The organism is Paraglaciecola aquimarina, assembly GCF_032464635.1.
Taxonomy (GTDB): domain Bacteria; phylum Pseudomonadota; class Gammaproteobacteria; order Enterobacterales; family Alteromonadaceae; genus Paraglaciecola; species Paraglaciecola aquimarina.
This window is the reverse complement of sequence record NZ_JAWDIO010000002.1, coordinates 4232322-4249958: the sequence shown is the minus strand read 5'-3', so window position 1 is coordinate 4249958 and position 17637 is coordinate 4232322. Positions and strand designations below refer to the sequence as shown.

Below are 17637 nucleotides of genomic sequence, written 5' to 3'. Positions count from 1 at the left end.
AGTGATTTCAGTAACTGGTTGAAATATAAACAGTAGTTTTTTGCAGGTCTACTTCTTGCTGCTCAACTTCAACTTGGCTGTAAGTCAGGTCTTATCGACAAGTTTTTAATGAAATTACGTTGTTTTTTATGGAGAAAAATATGTGTAAGAGTACAAATTTTAAACACCTCGCAAAATCGTTTTTATTGCTTACTAGTTTGTGTATTGGTTTGAATGCCAATGCTACATTGTTAAATTCAGATTTCAGCTCAGGATTTGATAATTGGCAGGCAGCGGTGACTGTTTATGATGGAGTTGACGATATTTCTTCTTCTGGAGATTTATTTTCGACTTATCCAGATAGCTATTCAACCGCTGCAGATAGTGCCACCTTAACCACCAATTTAGATGCGGCTGGAGGTGAAGTCTGGGAAGTTGTCATGTTTCAAGATTTTCAGTTAGATAGCATTTTGATGGGCAGTAGTTTGTGGTTGTCTTTGGATATTTTAGTTGATCTTACTGATGCGCTTGATGATTTTGCTTTTGCCTACCTTAAAGATGATATGGATATCATCCTAAAAGATTTAACCCTAGGCGGAAGTTTTGATGTTACGGCTTATGCTGGCGACAACGTGTCAATAGAATTTGGTGTGCTAGATGGAGATTTAGTTCTTGGTGATACGCTTACCGTTTCTAATATCGACATTACAGAAGTTTTCGCGCCAATAACTACGGTGCCTGCACCAGCGACACTATTTTTATTTGTAGCAAGTTTAATTTGGCTTAAGCGTACTCGCGCTTAAGAATTACATTATTATTTCTTACCGGCTGGATTGACTAACAAGTCTGAAGTCTGTTGGCGGACCTGTCGTTAAGACAAGGAGAAGGGAAATGGTAAGTTTAGGTTTTTTTAATCAAGCCAAAGGGCGAAGCAATCGTGCTTGGCTCTTTTGTCTTTTTGCCGCTTTAATTAGTCAAATTTCTTTTAGTGCTTTTGCTGTTATCGCTGTCGGTGGTAGTTGGCAAAAAGTAGAAGAGGTTACAATTACACAAGGTCAGCGTTTTTATATTCGCGGTACCGGTTACTACACCGACAATACCATGGCTGTCGCCAGTACAGAGGATTTGTCGGGTATGCTACGTTTAGTGGTTACTGCATCCACTATGGATGTGATGAATGCTACCGGTACTGATAGCAATGGCTACCCGTATTTCGATCTAGCGTCAGTAGAGGACACAACACGTGTTTGGTTTGCCAGAAAACGTGGAGCCTTTAAGTACACGCTAGAAGTTCAACAATATATAGAAGAAACCGATCCAGATACCGATGATGATGGGATCCCAGACTCAGACGATATTTGCCCCACAGATCCAAACAACGAGTGTATTACTATTGTGGGACTTGTCTATGGTAATGGTGCTGCCGTTGATTTAGCTGCTGTTAAGGTAGGTACAAACACAGTCAATACCAATACTGATTTGAGTGGAGAGTTTACTGCTAATGTGGGTAACGGTGAGTTATCTTCTGACGGTATCGATAAGTTCTTTCCAGTCGAAGTTGTGGCAGAAGGGTTTGCCACGGGCAATCCAAAAGTCATTTGGCAAACAGGTAAAACCGAGTATCAAGTGACGATTGATTTACAACAAGTATCAAAAGTCATTACAGAAGAAGACGATGTCACGCAAGGTGTCGACATTGATAAAGATGGCGCACCTGTTGGCTCGTTAACTATTCCAACCGTAGCTCTGCCAGCTGGAGTGTCTAGTATCACCGGCGAAATCACTTATTTAGATCCTGAAACCGACGATATATTGTCAGCGCCAAGGAGGTGATTTATTAGCCTTACCCGCAGATGCCGATCCGAATGATGGACAGGTTACCCTTGAAACATTCGGTATGATGGAATTTGATCTAGTGGATCAAGACGGTAATGAAATCACCGCGCTTGCCCTTAGCGAAACCGCAGAAGTCTGTATGAAGGCCACATCTGGTTTAGAGCTTGGTAATGTTGTTCCTCTTTGGTATTACGACGAGCAGGCCGGCCTTTGGAAGGAAGAAGGCCAAGGTACGGTTGAAAACCGTGATGGTGAACTGCAAATCTGTGGTCGAGTCGCGCACTTTACTTGGTGGAACTACGATCAACCCATCTCTACTCATTCTTGCATGAAGTACAGCATTGAGTCTGAATCAAATGATGCCGACTTAGACGGCTTGGCTTGGTATGTTGAAGGCGTGACTTACAATGGCACTTCGCCTTCTAGAGTTTGTTCAAATGATGGTGGAAATACCGATTTTGATTCCTTTACCGTTAAGATCACGACTGATATAGATAACCCCGAACAAATTAAGGTCTATACCAATATCGGTGGTAGTAAATTCTATTTGTCAGACGATGGAGATAATACTTATAGTTTGACTCAACTTACTGCCGACGCCGCAATATTCAATACGCCTAGTGTACAAGGCAGCTGTTTGAGTAATTCTCAATCTGGTACATGTATGAATCTCGATCATCAGTCTGATGATAACGGCATTTTGCCTCTAACGGCTGACGTGAATCTACCGCCTGTTATCATGGAATTTAGTGTGAGCAGTGGGACATTATTACCGGGTGAAACAGCAGACGTAAAAGCGACGGTAACTGATCCTGAAAACTCAGTCGTAACTTTAGACTGGTCGGTAAATTGTGGATATTACGGTAACACCAACGGTTCAGAATTTATGACTCCTGCTAGTGACAGCGGTCCCTCTGGTGAGCAATTCACTGCGGTAATGACTGCGCCAGATACGCTCAGCTATCCAATTGAATATTGTAAAATTGAATTGGTAGCAATGGACGATGAAGGCTTATTTTCAACTGCTAACCGCTGGGTGCCTGTTGCAGCTAGTTTTGAGTTTGAAGTAAGTGGCGTGTTATATGATACAGATGGTTTACCTTACGCCAATCAAATTCTGGATTACGTTAACTATAACTGTATGGATGGCGTAGATCTTCAAGATAGTACTGTGACCGACGCAAGTGGTAATTATCGTTTCAATATCAATCTAGCCAGCTGTATTGATGAATTTCAAGGGTACGGCGATTTTGGCGCGATATTAGTTAGTTATGAGCACTTTGGTAGTCCTTGGAGTACTGAGTTTAGGATTGATAATTCTTATTATGGAGAAGGTGAAAATGGCACACTAACCGAATGCTCAGTTGTTGCTGATGGTACAACTGTCTGTGAGTTTGATTTGCATTTACCGGTTCTTTGGGGGCCCGTGAGTGGAGAGGTATATATGCCAGATGATATAGAGTCGGCAGATATATCTTATTTCTACATGAACACGAGTTTCTATGATTTCGGTGCGCATTCTTCTTTTGGAGGGAATAATCTGCTAGACCTGACGAATTCAGTCGATGCATTTGGCCCAATCATGGCCCCTGTAGGTGACCTACATGTTGGACATAGTTATCGAATTGCTGATGAATGGAATTATCAAAACAATAATGTACATAACTACAGTACCGATGGCAGTGTAGTAGATTTAGGTAACTTGCAAACTACCGTACCGGTCGTGGTTACTGTATTTGATGTTAATAACGCCCCTTTGCCTGATATTAATATTAGTTTTACTTCTCGCTTTTGGAATAACAATGATGGTGGCGAGATAGATTTATCTGGTACAACAGATAGCAATGGCGAATTTATGGCTGACGCTTATTTAGGGTATTTGAATGTATCTTCATCCAATCCGTCTAACTATTTTTACGGCAATGTTTCAAGTGTTAGTGGTACTAAATATATCGATTTAGACAGTACCCTAAGTTGTGTAGTTGAAGGGAAATTTGTCGATGTATTTGGTGAACCTATCGCCAATGAAGAATTTACTACTTATTACAATTCTAATTCGATCGATTTTATGACCGATGAAAATGGTAATTATAGTATTACCGTGGTACCTATGGTTATTATTATTTCTCAAGTGCTAATTACCAGACCAATTATTATCGTGATGCGTATGTAGACAATTGTCGTCCAATTGCAGGCCAATCTCCTGTTATTCGCCACGATGAAGTGTTGATTGAATGGTCATGGGATGCTATCCCACAATAGGTGTTTAACGTTTCGCCGGCCTCTGGTCGGCGATTACAGAATGATTAGGAATGATAAAATGAACAAACAATTTAAAATTGCCTTGTTAACGGTGCTAGGTTTGGCGCTATCCAGTACCTACGTAAACGCTCAAGCAGACGCTGAAGTCATACAAGAAGTTAAAAAACAGCAGCTTGCACAGCTCAAGAAGTCTAATGCGCATAAAAAGCAGCTGTTAGAGGCCCGTAAAAAAGAGCGTCGTGAAAAAGCGGTTGAAAAAATTAAATTACGAGCACAGAAATAACGGTAATTATTGAATAGTAATCGCTCGGATTGAAATGTTATTGCACGAATTTTAAGCTTTAACGTATTCACTCCGAGCTTTTTTATGCCTGGAGTTACTTACTCAAACGAGTTCCTGCAGTCCCTAATTCAGGTTAGCTAGAATGATATAACTGTACAGCTAAATCATGATTTAATGGGTTAATAGAATGCTATGATCAGTAACTGAACGAATAAACTTATTGAGGTTTGCATAACTAAGAGCGCCTTGTTTCACTATCGTTTTGTTGTTTTTATTGTTTATGAAAACCACTCCAGGGGTTCCTGTTAAGCCTAGTTTTTTTGCTTCCTGTTGATCTTGTTGAATAAGCTTTTTGTATCTATTACTGTTTATACACTGTAATAAACTTTCGGCATTTATGTTTGATTTTTGAGCCGCCAAGGCAATTAGATTATCTACATTTTCTGATCTGTTATTGAGGTAAATTGAATAAAGTTTGGGTTAATGTCCAAAATTGCTCATTGCCATACATTTTACTAGTACATTCAATTGCATTGGCCTGACGCAGATTTGTTGAATCATCACCTTCTAATGGAAAATGTCGATATACCCAGTTAATTCTTCCTGAGGACTGATTGACTAGTTTTTTTAAGGTTAAACGTAATTTTTTACAATAAGGACAAAAGAAATCCGAATACATAATGATGCTGACGGGCGCCTCGATAGACCCATAAATATGATCCGATTCTATGGATATTGGCCTAATAGATGGTGAGGCGGAGTAACTAGGCTGACTAAAGAATATAGCCAGTACTAGATAGATTAATGTCGGCCATGTCCAAGTATTGCAGGTTTTCACTATTTGTGTCCCTCTCAGTGGCTAAACTTTATGCTTTAATTTTAGCATTAACTAAGCCGAACTAGAGCATTAGAAATGCGTTTCATCACAGTAGCCAACAATTTATGATGTTCGTTAAATCATACTGTTCATTGTAATAGACGGATTATAAAGTAAATTACATTAATTAAAGCGTAGAAAATAAAACCTATTTCGTATTTAATGGCGTGATTATTTCACGGCTAGTAAATTTGCTTGTAAGCTTTAGCCAAATAAACACCTGACATATATTTTGGTATAAGGCGCACAAAAATATGGATGATTTGAAAAACATTATCTTACTCTTATCATGGGTAGATTATTTAAGCTTGGCGTTATTTTTTAGCTGCTGGATGGGCTATCGTTTTATTTTAGAACGCGGAAAAATGGGCCGAAAAGGACTAATAGGTATAACCCATGAGTATCGTTTACAGTGGGCTATGGAATCGGCTGCTAGAGAAATACCGGTGGCGTGTGCTGGTTTAGTCAGCAACTTAATGGCCAGTGTGTCATTTTATGCTTCAACTACCATTTATATTATCGCTGGTTTATTTGCTTTAGTTGGCTCGGTAGAACGTTTGTTGAGTTTTTCTGAAGATATGCCATTTGCGCAAGAAGTGTCGAGTGGTTTGATTGAACTTAAATTGCTGTTACTCATCTTTATTTTCGTAAACGCTTACTTTAAATTCACTTGGTCTCTGAGACAATTCAACTTTTTATGTATTCTGATTGGCGGTAGTCCTTTTCGTGACAACATGCCTTCTGAAGAATTTAGATTAAAAACGGCTAAACGTATGGCGCGAGTGAACTCTTGCGCCGGTAACGAGTTTAATCGCGGTATTCGTTCTTATTACTATGGTATAGCTGCCTCTACTTGGTTCTTACATCCGGTAGTGTTTATGGTGGCGACTATTTGGGTGACTTATATTTTGTATATGCGTGACTTTCATTCTCCGGTGCTTGAAATATTACGAGATACCTATGCCCCAGAGTTGAGAGACTATACGCTAGATCCTAAACCTGAAAAGTCAGACTCGTAACTTTTACTAAGCCATATTGATAAATGCTCCCTTTGCATGCATCCAGCGTTTCTTGAACAAAGCCTAAGTATGAAAGAATGGTTGCTCCCTTTCAAATACTGCGAGGCAGACAGTAGAGCAGGGGCATCACTGTTCTACTAATCCAGTCTAGTGATTGGTTTGGTTGAGTTAGCAGGCCGACAGGGGGCGGCTTTTCTTTTGTTGTTTTTTCATCTTGTGTTTTTTTCTGCTTTTTTTACGTGCTTAGCAATCCACTTAGTCATTTTTTGCATCAATTCTGGCGGAAAGTCATGCCCCATACCTTGTACAATTTTTAGTTTAGCCTTACGAATACTCTCAGCCGTTTGTTCCCCGCCTCGACGTGGAATAATTGGGTCATCTGCACCATGAATAACTAGGGTTGGCGCTTTTATCATGTGCAGGCTGCTTCGTCTGTCGCCACTGGCCGTTAAGGCGGCTAATTGTCTTTTAACCCCTAGCGGATTATAGGCTCGCTCGATACTACGTTTAGCTTGTTTGTGTAAACTTAATTCATCTCTGGGATATGCAGGACTGCCGATTAATTGATTCATTCTGATATTGTAACGGATAGCTGCTTCGCTATTGGTCATCCGTGGCCGACTCCCTAGTTTTAGCATGATCTTCAGATTCGAGGCTGACACAATAGGAGAGGTTGCCGACATAATAGAGGTTAAACTGAGTACTTTTTTCTTATGCTGAGAGGCTAAAATCTGTGCAATCATGCCTCCCATGGATGCGCCAACAAAATGGGCCTTCTTTATTTTCAGTGCGGCCATTAATTCGAGAACATCTTTGGCCATATCTTCTAGCTTGTAGGGTGTGGAATACCGATTGGGTAAGCGTTTACTGAGCCATGCTTTTAATAGGCTAGGATTGCCCCATTCTTCTAATTGACTAGATAAGCCTACGTCTCTGTTGTCAAAACGAATGACTCTATAACCTTTATCAACTAGGCCTAAATACAACTCATCAGGCCATATGGTCATTTGTGCACCTAAGCCCATGATCATGATGATAACGGGGGCAGATTTGTCACCTTGCGCTTGATAATTTATGCTGATGCCAGATTTTGTTACGATTGTTTTCATACCAACTAGTCTAATTTTCTATTCTCTGATGTGACATCGATAAACCTCGGTTTAGATGTCGCCCAATATTATTATATTTTTACAGAGCTTTATGATGATTGGATGAAATCTGAGATGTTTTAACCTAGTCCAAATTATTCGTAGACATTATGGGGGAACTATAGGCATGATCGCCCTCAATTGGAGCGATAAGGGTAAACTGCTGAATTTGGTTTTACCCGAGGCAAGGTGCTTTAGTTGCCAATAAGACCTATTAGCTCAATAAATACGCAGGGATACAATTCACCTATGAATGTTTCTCCTTTGCTTACATGAAATTCAGTCAATTGGCGCAAACCTTGCTGCGAGTTGACACATATTATATAAATTACCGTAAAACCTCAGAGACACTGAAAGTGATTTTGATTTTACATCTTGCGATGCTGTGAGTCACCGCCAGCACGCATAACTAGGGTTTACGTTATACAAGGATCTACTGTGAAAAATCTTAAATTACACACCAGTCTAGAAGAATATTATAAACAAATTAAAACCGTTATTATTGACAAACAACATCCATTATCGGGCTTGTTGCCTGCGAGTACCGCAATCACCGTCCATGGTAACTACCAAGATGCATGGGTCAGAGATAACGTATACAGTATTTTAGCCGTATGGGGCTTAGCTTTAGCCTATCGTCAATTAGATAACGACAATGGTCGTGGTTACGAATTAGAACAGAGAACCGTTAAATTAATGCGGGCTTTGTTACGCTCTATGATGACTCAGTCTGCCAAAGTAGAGGCCTTTAAAAAATCTAGAAACCCAATGGATTCATTGCACGCCAAATATGATACCGCTACAGGTGATAGCGTGGTGGCAGATCACGAATGGGGGCATCTACAGATTGATGCAACCTCGGTATTCTTACTAACCTTAACGCAAATGATAGGTTCAGGACTTGATTTAATTTGGACCGACGAAGAAGTCTGCTTTATTCAAAATTTGGTGTATTACATTGAACGAGCATATCGTACGCCTGATTTTGGAATATGGGAGCGAGGCGCTAAAACCAACAGCGGTAATGTCGAGTTAAACTCTAGCTCTTTAGGGATGGCCAAAGCCGCTTTAGAAGCCTTGTCTGGATTTAACTTGTATGGTGCTAAAGGGGGCCAAAGTTCAGTGATCCATGTGGTACCCGACAATATTGCGCAAGCCAATATTACCTTGAAGGCGTTGTTACCACGGGAGTCAAATACCAAGGAAATTGATGCCGCTTTACTGAGTGTGGTGGGTTACCCAGCCTTTGCCGTGGCTGATCCAGAGCAGTCTGGCAAAGTTCGCAACGAAATTATTGCTAAATTGGAGGGGCGTTATGGTTTAAAGCGTTTTCTTCGAGATGGCCATCAAACCGAGCCAGAAGATGAAGGGCGTTTACATTACGAAGAGCAAGAATTAAAACAGTTCGAACATATTGAATCTGAATGGCCGCTGTTTTTCTCGTATTTATATTTAGATGCCATTTTTCGTGATGACAAAGAGCAAATTCTGCATTATCGCCAGAAACTGGATTCGGTATTGGTCGAGCAAAACGGCGACTTGTTATTGCCCGAGCTTTATTATGTGCCAAAAGAAAACATAGAGTTAGAGCGTAAGAATCCTGACTCTCAAGATCGTGTACCAAATGAAAATGTGCCATTAGTTTGGGCGCAGAGCTTATTCTTACTTGGTAAAATGTTACAAGACGGATTGATACTTCCTGATGACTTAGATCCCCTAGGTAGGAGACATATTAAGCCGTCTTCTCCACCAGTGGTTCAACTGGTATTTTTGGCTGAAGATGAAGCGCTACAGCAAGAGTTGATGGATCATGGGGTTAGAACAGAGAGTCTCGACAGTATTGCCCCGGTGAAAGTATGTCGACCAGAGGACATTGCCAGTGTGCATGCTCAAATTGGTCGTTGTGACAGTTTAGGTTTATCTGGCCGTACTAATCGGATGCCTAAAAGTCTCACTACTAGTCGCATATATGTATTGGGACAATCAAGAGTCTTGTGTTTAACGCCATCTTTTACACAGCAATCGTTTTTCCTAAGCTATGACTTAGAGTTTTTAATAAGACGCTTTAAAAGTGAACTTCATTATTTACATCGTAATTGGACTGAACTTGGTCGACCCATAGTGACAGTATTGTTAACTCATAGTTTGTTAGACACAGATCGCACTTCGTTTTATCAGTTAATGAAAGAAATCGACAACGGTGAAATTGCTAGTACACCAGTATTGCAAGGAACGGTAGCGCAATTAAGTGCTACGGCTGCCCACGAACGAATTGATCAGCTTCATGGCTATTCTTTACCTAGCACTCCGTTAGCTTGCCTAAGAACTGAATTTGGATGCTTAGTGACTAAAGGTAAACAATTACCTATTAGTCAGCTAGAAAGTGTCGAAATAGGATTGAATAATGATAGCGAGCAGTTAATTAAACGGTTAAGCACTAGTAGCAATATGCACGAGCAAATTGCGTTACTAACGCACTTGATCAAGTTACACAGTTTACAACATACCGTCGTTATCAAGGGCAATAGCTATCAATTAAGAGAGCTAACCGAAGAGGTATATCGTAACGCGGGTAATTTACGAATTTGGTCGGTACTACGTCAAGCTTCGGGGTTATTGGGTAAAGCAGATGGTGACTTAGGATTGGCGGTCAGTGCGCTGCTTGTGGCACAGAAAATTATTCAAGTTGGCCAGTCATATAGTGAAGCTTCTTTGATTACTCGGCCCTTATCTGACGCTGAATTATTAGCTAAAATCCAAACTTTTTGCCGTGAAGATGTACGAGACAAAATACTGACTCAAGAAGTATTGCTGTGTTTAGGTTTGTTGGTTAAATCTAAGCCAGAGCTGTTTAGTGAGCTGCTTACTATAAGAGTGAGTCATTTTATTGTGTTATTAACCAGCCAAATTGTCCGAGCTGAAAAAGTGCCTGCAGACATGGCATATGACACCTTAATGGCAATGTCTCCTTCGACTATTCAAAAAAGGCTAGAGCAGGTGATGGAAGATTATCACTCATTGTCTGACTTGCCGCAAAGTATCGAGAAGCTGCATGTTAAAGGCAACCATGATAAGCTTAGCTGGAAGCAAAACCTTGGGCTGGAGGCACTAGAAGCACCTAGCGATGGGTGGCTAGCTTGGCGTCAACACCAAGGTATAATCGATAGGCGTTCTGCCGAATTCAATAATCGCATATGGTTAATACTGCATCACACTAAAGGCTTGGTGATCGGTAGTAAAATGGATAAACGAAATCGTATCTGTAGTGATCTTGTGTTGAGTGATATGACGCCAGGCGAAACCTCATTTGCGATGTTAACTGAGCATATGCTAAATAATATTCAATCTGCTGAATATCGTCAGCTCAGTATCGAAGCATTAAATGCCTTGGCGAGTTACTTTGAACAAAATACTAGTTTGATCATTGATGAAGAGATAGTGGTAGATGTGGCCATTGGTCATGCAGTGAATTTGGCTTACATTGAAACCTATCCTGACAGACAAGCTGACTATCATGAACATAAAATCGATGCTTGGGGGTGTTTCTACGAGAGGCTGCCACAGGAAACCACTGCCTTTATTATTTCGGCATTGGCTCATTTGTTGGTCGATAGTTAATCTTTCACTAGTCGATATACAAATCTAGGTGGCTTGATTAAAGCGTACCTCAACACTAAACGGCTCAAATTGAGCCGTTTGTTAATTCCTTGTCCCTTAAATAAGTTATTTGCATGTTACCTTCACCATCAGCACAGTTAGCGAGTGCTAATTTATTCATAGTCTTAAGCATACTAACCGGCTTAGTGGGGGCGTTTATCAATCCACTGATGACTTATTTTTTGGTGGATGGGTTGGCAGTTCCGCCTATTTACATTGGTTTGTATACTATTTCTCTCACACTATCTGGGCTAATCATTAGTCAGTGGTTAGGCAATCTCGCTGATAAAGGGAGTAGTTCGCGTAAGTTATATATATTGGCGACTGTGGGGACTATTGCTGCATTGGTTATTTATAGCAATACCCAGTCATTTTTATGGGTGTTGGCCGCCGGCGTGACACTTATGGCTTTGGGTAATGCGACAACGCCACAAATGTTGACCTTAGGTAGGCAATGGGCAGGCAATAACAAGGTGAATATTCTGCAGTTTAATGCACGAATTAGAGCCTGTTTTTCTTTTGCTTGGATGTTAGGTCCTCCTTTGGGGTTTATGCTGGTGGCGTCTATAGGGTTTGCTGGTGCGTTCTCGGTGGCAATCTTTTTTGCGGTGTTGGGTATGCTATTTGTGATGTTTTTTGTTCCAGAGCAGCAAATCGAGCACAATCACCAGCATGCTACTACGCAGCATAAAGCGCCTTTGTCCTTCTGGTTGTTAGGGGCAAGTGTGGTAATGGGCTCTATGGCTAACACTATGTATACCTCAGCGTTACCGCTCTATACACTGAATGAGTTAGCTTTACCTAGTTACACGCCGGGCTTGCTAATGGGCCTTGTTGCTTGTATTGAGATCCCAGTCATGCTGTTTACCAATAGGTTGAGTCGTTGGTTTGATAAAACCCATCTATTAGCTGTGTCATTTGTATTTGGTTTGGTTTTTTATATTGGTATTTTCAATGCATACTTGCTCTGGCACTTTGTTCTTTTGCAATTGTTTAACGCGATTTTTTACGGTTTATATGCCGGTATTGGTTTAACCTTGATGCAAGAGCAATTGCCCAATCGAATCGGCTTTACGTCGGCATTTTACTCGAATGGTATGAAAGTAGGGTTAATGTTTGGTTCAACAGCCGCTGGTGTCATAGCGCAGTTTGGCAGCTTCCAATATGCTACCTTGGGCTCTGCGGTCGCCACTGTGCTGGCGATTATAATATTGATTCTATTTAACCGTTTAAAGCACAAGCAGGGTTAGCTGCATATTGTTGCTAACCAGTCTTGTTGATCAATATACAAGGTACTGGCTTGCTCAAGATCCACCTGTACAAACCTGATGCTGTCACCCGCCAGTAATTGACCTAAGGCAAATAAGTCGGCACGAATGACATTCGCAATTCTTGGATAACCGCCAATAGTCTGGCCGTCTACGCTGGAAATAATCGGTAATCCATTGGCCGGAATTTGAATGCTGCCAGGTAGTAATCCACTTGAAGTCATATCAGCAAAATTCATATCTTCTAAGGCTAAGCCATCTAAGCGCAGGCCCATACGATTGGACGCATTGGATACCTTATAATCAGTTTGATAAAAAGCAGTTGCTTGCCGCTTGTTGAATAGCGCTTTCTCCGGCCCGTCAATACAGCGCAATAAGTACTTGCCTGAATAGTGCTGTTGGTGCTTTGTCTGCAGTTGTTTGGCTGCCCGTAACTCACAGTTTGTTAACTCTATGCGGTCATCAGCAACCAATGCTCGGCCATGTGTGCCGCCAAACTTTGCCAAAAAATGCGTTGCATAGCTTTGCTGTATTTTACTAACCGTTAACTGCCCAGCAAATGCTAAATAGGCTCTAGCGCCTTCTATTCGCTTACCAAAATGTAAGGTATCTCCGGGGCTAAGGTTGATGGTTTGATCGTTAAACACAGGCCGTTGCCCAGATTTATTCTCCACAGTAAGTTGAAACTTGGCACCACAAATTGCTATCGAAATGGCGGTGGTAAAGTGAAGGCTAGGGCCCATAAGGCAAATTTCTAATACTGGATGATGTTGGCAATTACCCAATAGCAAATTGGCAATGGACATAGATAAGGTGTCCATCGCTCCACCTTGGGCAATGCCCCATTGCATGCACAAGTGTCGTCCCTGATCTTGAATAGAGGTTTGCATTCCCCCTTTGATGACCTCAATACTCATGATTTTTCTGACTCTATCTGTTCGAATTCAGTGGCACTAATTGGGGCGAATACAAGGGTGTCGAGAGGACGTGCCACACATGGATAAGGTTTCTCGATATCGAATAAAGAAATAGGGGTTCTACCTATAATGTGCCAACCACCGGGGGAGTTTTGCGGATAGATACCCGTTTGCGAGCCGCCAATCCCTACACTTCCTGCGGGCACACTGAGATCTGGTGACGCCTTTCTTGGGCAAGCCAGTTCATGAGCTAAGCCTCCTAGATATAAAAAGCCTGGAGAAAAACCCAACATGTGTACAAAGTATTCACTGTGACAATGACGCTCTATTACTTGCTGCTCGGTCAATTTACAGTGTTCTGCCACCTTGGCCAAGTCCAATGAATATGGCATTTCGTAGCATACTGGAATAACTACTTTCTTTGACTGGTAATCACCTTCAGCTAGTGGTGAGCGCAATATTTCATGCAGTTGCTCAGTCAATTGTGCATAAGAAATTTTTAAAGGTTGATAGCGTAACGTCAAGCTTTGATAAGCGGGAACAATTTGTTCTACCTGACCAGCAAAGTGTATGTGGCATATGTCCGCTAGCGCTATTATTTTTCGAGATAGTGCGGGGCTAATGGGTTGCTTGAATAATATGTTGATACCGCTGTCGCCATTGTTCTCTAGCGAAAATTGATGGCTTTTCATATTACAGCATAACCATGTCTAGATAAGGTTTGATGCAAAGCTTCAATCAAAGGATGAGCAATCACACTATCGCCGTGTAAACAGAAGGTGTCTGGACTAATGATTACGGCTGAAAGCTGAGTATTTGAATGCGGTTGCGCCTGCAGTACTTTAAGCGGTTTGCCCATGAGCATCGCCATGACTTGCTCGATACACACTTCAACTTGTTGATAAACCGCGCCCGCTAAGCTTCTTGGTGCCAGATGCCCAGTCGCCAAATAAGCTCTGTCCATAAAACCTTCTGCCATAAAAGGCAGCTTCTGCGCTAATGCCGCCGACTGCATTGCGGCGTTAGGGAGTCCCAATATGGTTAATTGCGGATAGTGTTGTGCGAGCCCTTGGCAGATAGCGTGGGCCATTTGAGGAGACTTCTCCGCATCATTGTACAGCGCACCATGGAGTTTAACATGGCTAAGTGATTGTTGGGTTTTAGAAGCAAGAGCGTCGAGTTGCGCGATTTGTGCTAATAGGTTATCGAGCAAATTTTTAAGAGGAATGTGCATCGACTGACGGCCAAAGTTAGCCGGATCTGGGTAACTAGGGTGTGCTCCACATTGAATGCCAGACCGTTTAGCGTGGTTGAGAGTCGCTAACATGGTGGTTGGGTTACCGGCATGGCCACCGCAAGCAATATTGCAGCGCGATATAAAAGGCATAAGCTGGGCGTCGAGCTCGCAGTCTTGCAGCGTTTTTCCTTCTCCTAAGTCACAATTAATGTCGACTTCTTTAAGCATGAACTTTCCATAATGTGGCAATAACTAATTGAATATACGATTTAATTTTCACTTGCTCAGTATACCCAGCTTAGTTGAAGACATAAAACTTATTGGCTTACTAGTTTGCGAGTTTTGTAATCTTTTTTAAAGAAATGTAAAGATGCGTAAAGTCGATAGGCGATTTTATTTTTTCTGCCAATATACAGTTCGAACGTAATATTAAGCAAGGCAGGGGGTCTTGATTACGGCGTAAAGCAATAGGATATTGCGAATCATAGCAACCCGTTTGAGGTATTAAGTATGTTTTTAAAAATGATGACATTAGCTGCATTGGTAACTGTTTCTAGCTTAACCATGGCCGCTGATAAGAAAGACAAAAAAGAGTTTGAACCAAGCGAAAAACGTTGTGCCAAAGTAGTAAAGATGATTGAAAAATCAGCTGACAATGAGAAGCGTCTGAAAGGCTTAAACAAAAGAAAAGCCAAATGCGAAGAAGCGGGGTTTTAATTGTAATCGCCCTTACAAAAGCTAAAGGCTGCTGACCCAACTCAGCAGCTTTTTCCCGAGAGCGTAGGGGGTTGTGCAGCATGCAGATTATCGAGTCAAAAACTTGTCGTTATCTAATTACGACCGTTCTGTAAAACCTATCTTATTGATTTTAAGTAATAAATTTATATTGGCATAAACACTGCTGTAGATACCTTAAACCCGTTAATTGGAAGAGGTACCTAGTGTCATTACTCAGTTCAGCCCCTATTGTAATACCTTCAAAAAAGCCAAACTTTCAAGGTGTTATCGCCTCTTCAATTGGCCGAAGCCCCGTTCTTGAATTGCTTTTACCGCAATTGTGCGCCGACCAGCAAAGGCCGGCTAAAGCCAGACAACAATTGAAAAACATAGATAGTTATATGCTTGCAGAAACACTTTTACTGTTAAATAAGGTTGAGACTCTGTGTCATCAATTTTCGCTCAGTAACGGGCAAAATTTTAAAATTGCCTTAAAGCAGAATAGTTTATCAGTATCAGGTAACTTCGCTGATTCAGAAAAATTGCTTAAGCTAATCGACCAAGATAGCTGGTTCTGCGGATCGTTAGCTTGGCTGTGTCCAAATTATTTAGGATTGGCCCACTCACAAGAGCTGGTAGGCTTTTCTCACGTTTATGCAAATAATAAACAGCAAGCGTCGCATCAGTTTTCTCACTTTCAGCAAGCTAATCAGGGCTTGACCTGCTATTTAGATGGACAAGTTTTAGAAGGCCAACTGACGGTTAATTGGTATGTGGAATCCCCCGTCGTTCGCTATTACTTACGAGGCTAGCACTTTTTGCCAGAACATAGCTTTGCCTTGTTCTGGATCTAGCTCGTATCCGGCAAATCCGTGTTTCAGGTAGGCATTTTTGGCGACTTCATTTCCTTCAAGTACTTCAAGGGTGATTTTACAGCAGTCTTTTTGTCGCGCAATTTGTTCAACTTTTTGGAGCAATCGTTGGCTTATGCCTAGCCCCTAAATTCTTGGCTTACCGCCAGATCGTGAATATTAATCAAAGGCTTGCAGGCAAATGTTGAAAATCCTTCAACACAATTCACTATGCCTGCTGGTTGCTGGTCAACGTAGCAGATGATGCTAAATACATGACTGCGTTTAGCCAACTCTGCAATTAAATGTGTCTGAGTAGTGTGTGCTAATGGTTGACCACCACCCATTGGATCATTTGCGTAGGCGTTCAACAATTGAGTGAGATCGCTGGCGTGCTTAGGGTTATGATAATCTGCTTGGATAACTTCAATTTGCATAGTGTGCTGCTCTATATATTTAGCTAAGTAATAAACTATTGGGCCTTGGGCAGCAAATTTAAACGTTGTAGACGTTTTTTTAAGGCTTCGGGTCGTTGATTAATTAACACCATAGAGATAGGCGGAATGCCTTTTTCTGCCAAGATGGCAGCCAGTCGACCTTGATTGTTGTGCAGTGTTTTTGGAAACCTGCTGGCGATGTTGTCTTGATAGGCTTCAAGTGGAGAGATGATCTGCCATTGGTCTTTTTTGAGTGCTTGAATAAAGTCGTCGATAAACAATGCAGCCAGATCATTTTCATGTAACAGCATCACTTGCTTAACGGGCGTATCTAAATTCTTTACAGCAAGTTTCTCGTAGTAATTAGCCGAAGCTAATAAGTGCGACACGTACACATCTCGCCATTTTTCTAATTCTATTGGCATACCAGATTGCACGGCTTTTTGAAATAACGAGTCTAAGTACCAATCAGAGTCTTCAATTGTAACGTAACCTTGCTTAAGGCCTATTTTCTGCAAACCGGCCCTTAGCTCCGCGACTTTCTTATCGGTGTCTCCATGATGTAAAAATGGAAAACGAAAATAGGGGTGATAGTTTTTATAGGGTAGCAATATCTGATGTGCTTTCGCTACATCCGCTATAAACTCAACGGGATCTATCTTGTTTGCCGAACGGTGCGAGTGAGTATGATTGGCCAATAGTTGATGATGCTCAGAATATTCAACTAATCGTTGGGTTCGGCCTTTTTCTAAATGTTTTGTGGTCACAAAAAACATCGCGCTAACATCATGTTTGTTAAGCGCATTTAATAAGCGTTTGTTGCGTTCTGCACTATCGAAATAACTGGTATCGGGTCGAGGGGCATCGTCGAAAGTTAATGCTAGCTGTTTTGCTGATGTGGCGAAACTAATGGCTGCTATGCAAGTTAGCATAGTCATCGCTGTTAAATACTTCATTTACACTTTACCTTATGAATACACAAAAACCAGTAAATGATTTTGTTCATGTCTGCATTATACATTGCAGATTATTTGAAAATAACAAAGGTATAGACAAAAAAATTGGCGTTTAATTCCGCTCAATGACTAAAATTAGCGGTAAAAAAAACGGCGAGTGCCGTTTTTTTTAATCTACTATTGTTTCGCTCGT

18 protein-coding genes are annotated in these 17637 nt (G+C 41.3%); 9 read left to right on the top strand and 9 right to left on the bottom strand.

All coding sequences use genetic code 11. From position 1 onward, the window contains the following. The first annotated feature begins 140 nt into the window (after positions 1-140). The 4 genes from RS130_RS21040 (at position 141) to RS130_RS21025 (ending at position 4360) form a co-directional block, all read left to right on the top strand. Positions 141-782, top strand: a complete 642-nt coding sequence (locus RS130_RS21040) for a hypothetical protein (protein WP_316027553.1) — start codon at positions 141-143, stop codon at positions 780-782. 88 nt (positions 783-870) lie between these two features. Then, a complete protein-coding gene (locus tag RS130_RS21035; RefSeq protein WP_316027552.1) occupies positions 871-1812 on the top strand; it encodes a hypothetical protein in 942 nt (313 codons plus the stop codon). A 64-nt stretch (positions 1813-1876) separates the two neighbouring features. Next, positions 1877-3988 carry a hypothetical protein gene (locus tag RS130_RS21030; RefSeq protein ID WP_316027551.1) on the top strand — a complete coding sequence of 704 codons (2112 nt, stop codon included), beginning with the start codon at positions 1877-1879 and terminating at the stop codon, positions 3986-3988. 147 nt (positions 3989-4135) lie between these two features. Then, positions 4136-4360: a hypothetical protein gene (locus RS130_RS21025; protein WP_316027550.1), complete on the top strand. Its 225-nt coding sequence runs from the start codon at positions 4136-4138 to the stop codon at positions 4358-4360. Between the two features lie 171 nt (positions 4361-4531). On the opposite strand, the gene RS130_RS24005 is transcribed toward RS130_RS21025, so the two are convergent. Further along, the gene (locus RS130_RS24005) at positions 4532-4780 is read right to left on the bottom strand and encodes a DsbA family protein (protein ID WP_428982820.1); all 249 of its coding nucleotides are present in this window, start codon (positions 4778-4780) and stop codon (positions 4532-4534) included. 31 nt (positions 4781-4811) lie between these two features. Further along, a complete protein-coding gene (locus RS130_RS21020; protein WP_316027549.1) occupies positions 4812-5198 on the bottom strand; it encodes a DsbA family protein in 387 nt (128 codons plus the stop codon). Positions 5199-5491: 293 nt separating this feature from the next. On the opposite strand from RS130_RS21020, the gene RS130_RS21015 reads away from it, so the two are divergent. Further along, entirely contained in the window at positions 5492-6256 is a 765-nt protein-coding gene (locus tag RS130_RS21015) for a DUF599 domain-containing protein (protein WP_316027548.1), read from the top strand. Positions 6257-6465: 209 nt separating this feature from the next. On the opposite strand, the gene RS130_RS21010 is transcribed toward RS130_RS21015, so the two are convergent. Next, the gene (locus RS130_RS21010) at positions 6466-7365 is read right to left on the bottom strand and encodes an alpha/beta fold hydrolase (RefSeq protein ID WP_316027547.1); all 900 of its coding nucleotides are present in this window, start codon (positions 7363-7365) and stop codon (positions 6466-6468) included. A 477-nt stretch (positions 7366-7842) separates the two neighbouring features. On the opposite strand from RS130_RS21010, the gene RS130_RS21005 reads away from it, so the two are divergent. Beyond that, positions 7843-11022 (top strand): glycoside hydrolase family 15 protein, encoded by a 3180-nt coding sequence (locus tag RS130_RS21005; protein WP_316027546.1) that lies wholly within the window; start codon positions 7843-7845, stop codon positions 11020-11022. Between the two features lie 113 nt (positions 11023-11135). Then, positions 11136-12311: a sugar efflux transporter gene (locus RS130_RS21000; RefSeq protein ID WP_316027545.1), complete on the top strand. Its 1176-nt coding sequence runs from the start codon at positions 11136-11138 to the stop codon at positions 12309-12311. Here RS130_RS21000 and RS130_RS20995 read toward each other — a convergent pair. Genes RS130_RS20995 through RS130_RS20985 form a run of 3 tightly spaced genes read right to left on the bottom strand, consistent with a single transcriptional unit; the run spans position 12308 to position 14711 of the window. Further along, positions 12308-13246 carry a 5-oxoprolinase subunit C family protein gene (locus RS130_RS20995; RefSeq protein ID WP_316027544.1) on the bottom strand — a complete coding sequence of 313 codons (939 nt, stop codon included), beginning with the start codon at positions 13244-13246 and terminating at the stop codon, positions 12308-12310. The genes RS130_RS21000 and RS130_RS20995 overlap by 4 nt on opposite strands. After that, on the bottom strand, positions 13243-13938 hold the full coding sequence (pxpB, locus tag RS130_RS20990) for a 5-oxoprolinase subunit PxpB (RefSeq protein ID WP_316027543.1): 696 nt from the start codon (positions 13936-13938) through the stop codon (positions 13243-13245). Before pxpB ends, RS130_RS20995 begins: the two co-directional genes overlap by 4 nt. After that, entirely contained in the window at positions 13935-14711 is a 777-nt protein-coding gene (locus RS130_RS20985; RefSeq protein ID WP_316027542.1) for a LamB/YcsF family protein, read from the bottom strand. Before RS130_RS20985 ends, pxpB begins: the two co-directional genes overlap by 4 nt. A 282-nt stretch (positions 14712-14993) precedes the next feature. On the opposite strand from RS130_RS20985, the gene RS130_RS20980 reads away from it, so the two are divergent. Then, the gene (locus RS130_RS20980; RefSeq protein WP_316027541.1) at positions 14994-15200 is read left to right on the top strand and encodes a hypothetical protein; all 207 of its coding nucleotides are present in this window, start codon (positions 14994-14996) and stop codon (positions 15198-15200) included. 224 nt (positions 15201-15424) lie between these two features. Beyond that, positions 15425-16012, top strand: a complete 588-nt coding sequence (locus RS130_RS20975) for a hypothetical protein (protein WP_316027540.1) — start codon at positions 15425-15427, stop codon at positions 16010-16012. Here the strand turns inward: RS130_RS20975 and RS130_RS20970 are convergent. Genes RS130_RS20970 through RS130_RS20960 form a run of 3 tightly spaced genes read right to left on the bottom strand, consistent with a single transcriptional unit; the run spans position 16001 to position 17444 of the window. Then, positions 16001-16177: a GNAT family N-acetyltransferase gene (locus tag RS130_RS20970; protein WP_316027539.1), complete on the bottom strand. Its 177-nt coding sequence runs from the start codon at positions 16175-16177 to the stop codon at positions 16001-16003. The two genes, RS130_RS20975 and RS130_RS20970, sit on opposite strands and share 12 nt — an antisense overlap. 14 nt (positions 16178-16191) lie before the next feature. Then, entirely contained in the window at positions 16192-16488 is a 297-nt protein-coding gene (locus RS130_RS20965; RefSeq protein ID WP_316027538.1) for a hypothetical protein, read from the bottom strand. A 35-nt stretch (positions 16489-16523) separates the two neighbouring features. Further along, positions 16524-17444, bottom strand: coding sequence for a polysaccharide deacetylase family protein (locus tag RS130_RS20960; RefSeq protein ID WP_316027537.1), 921 nt, complete (start codon positions 17442-17444; stop codon positions 16524-16526). Positions 17445-17637: the final 193 nt, after the last annotated feature.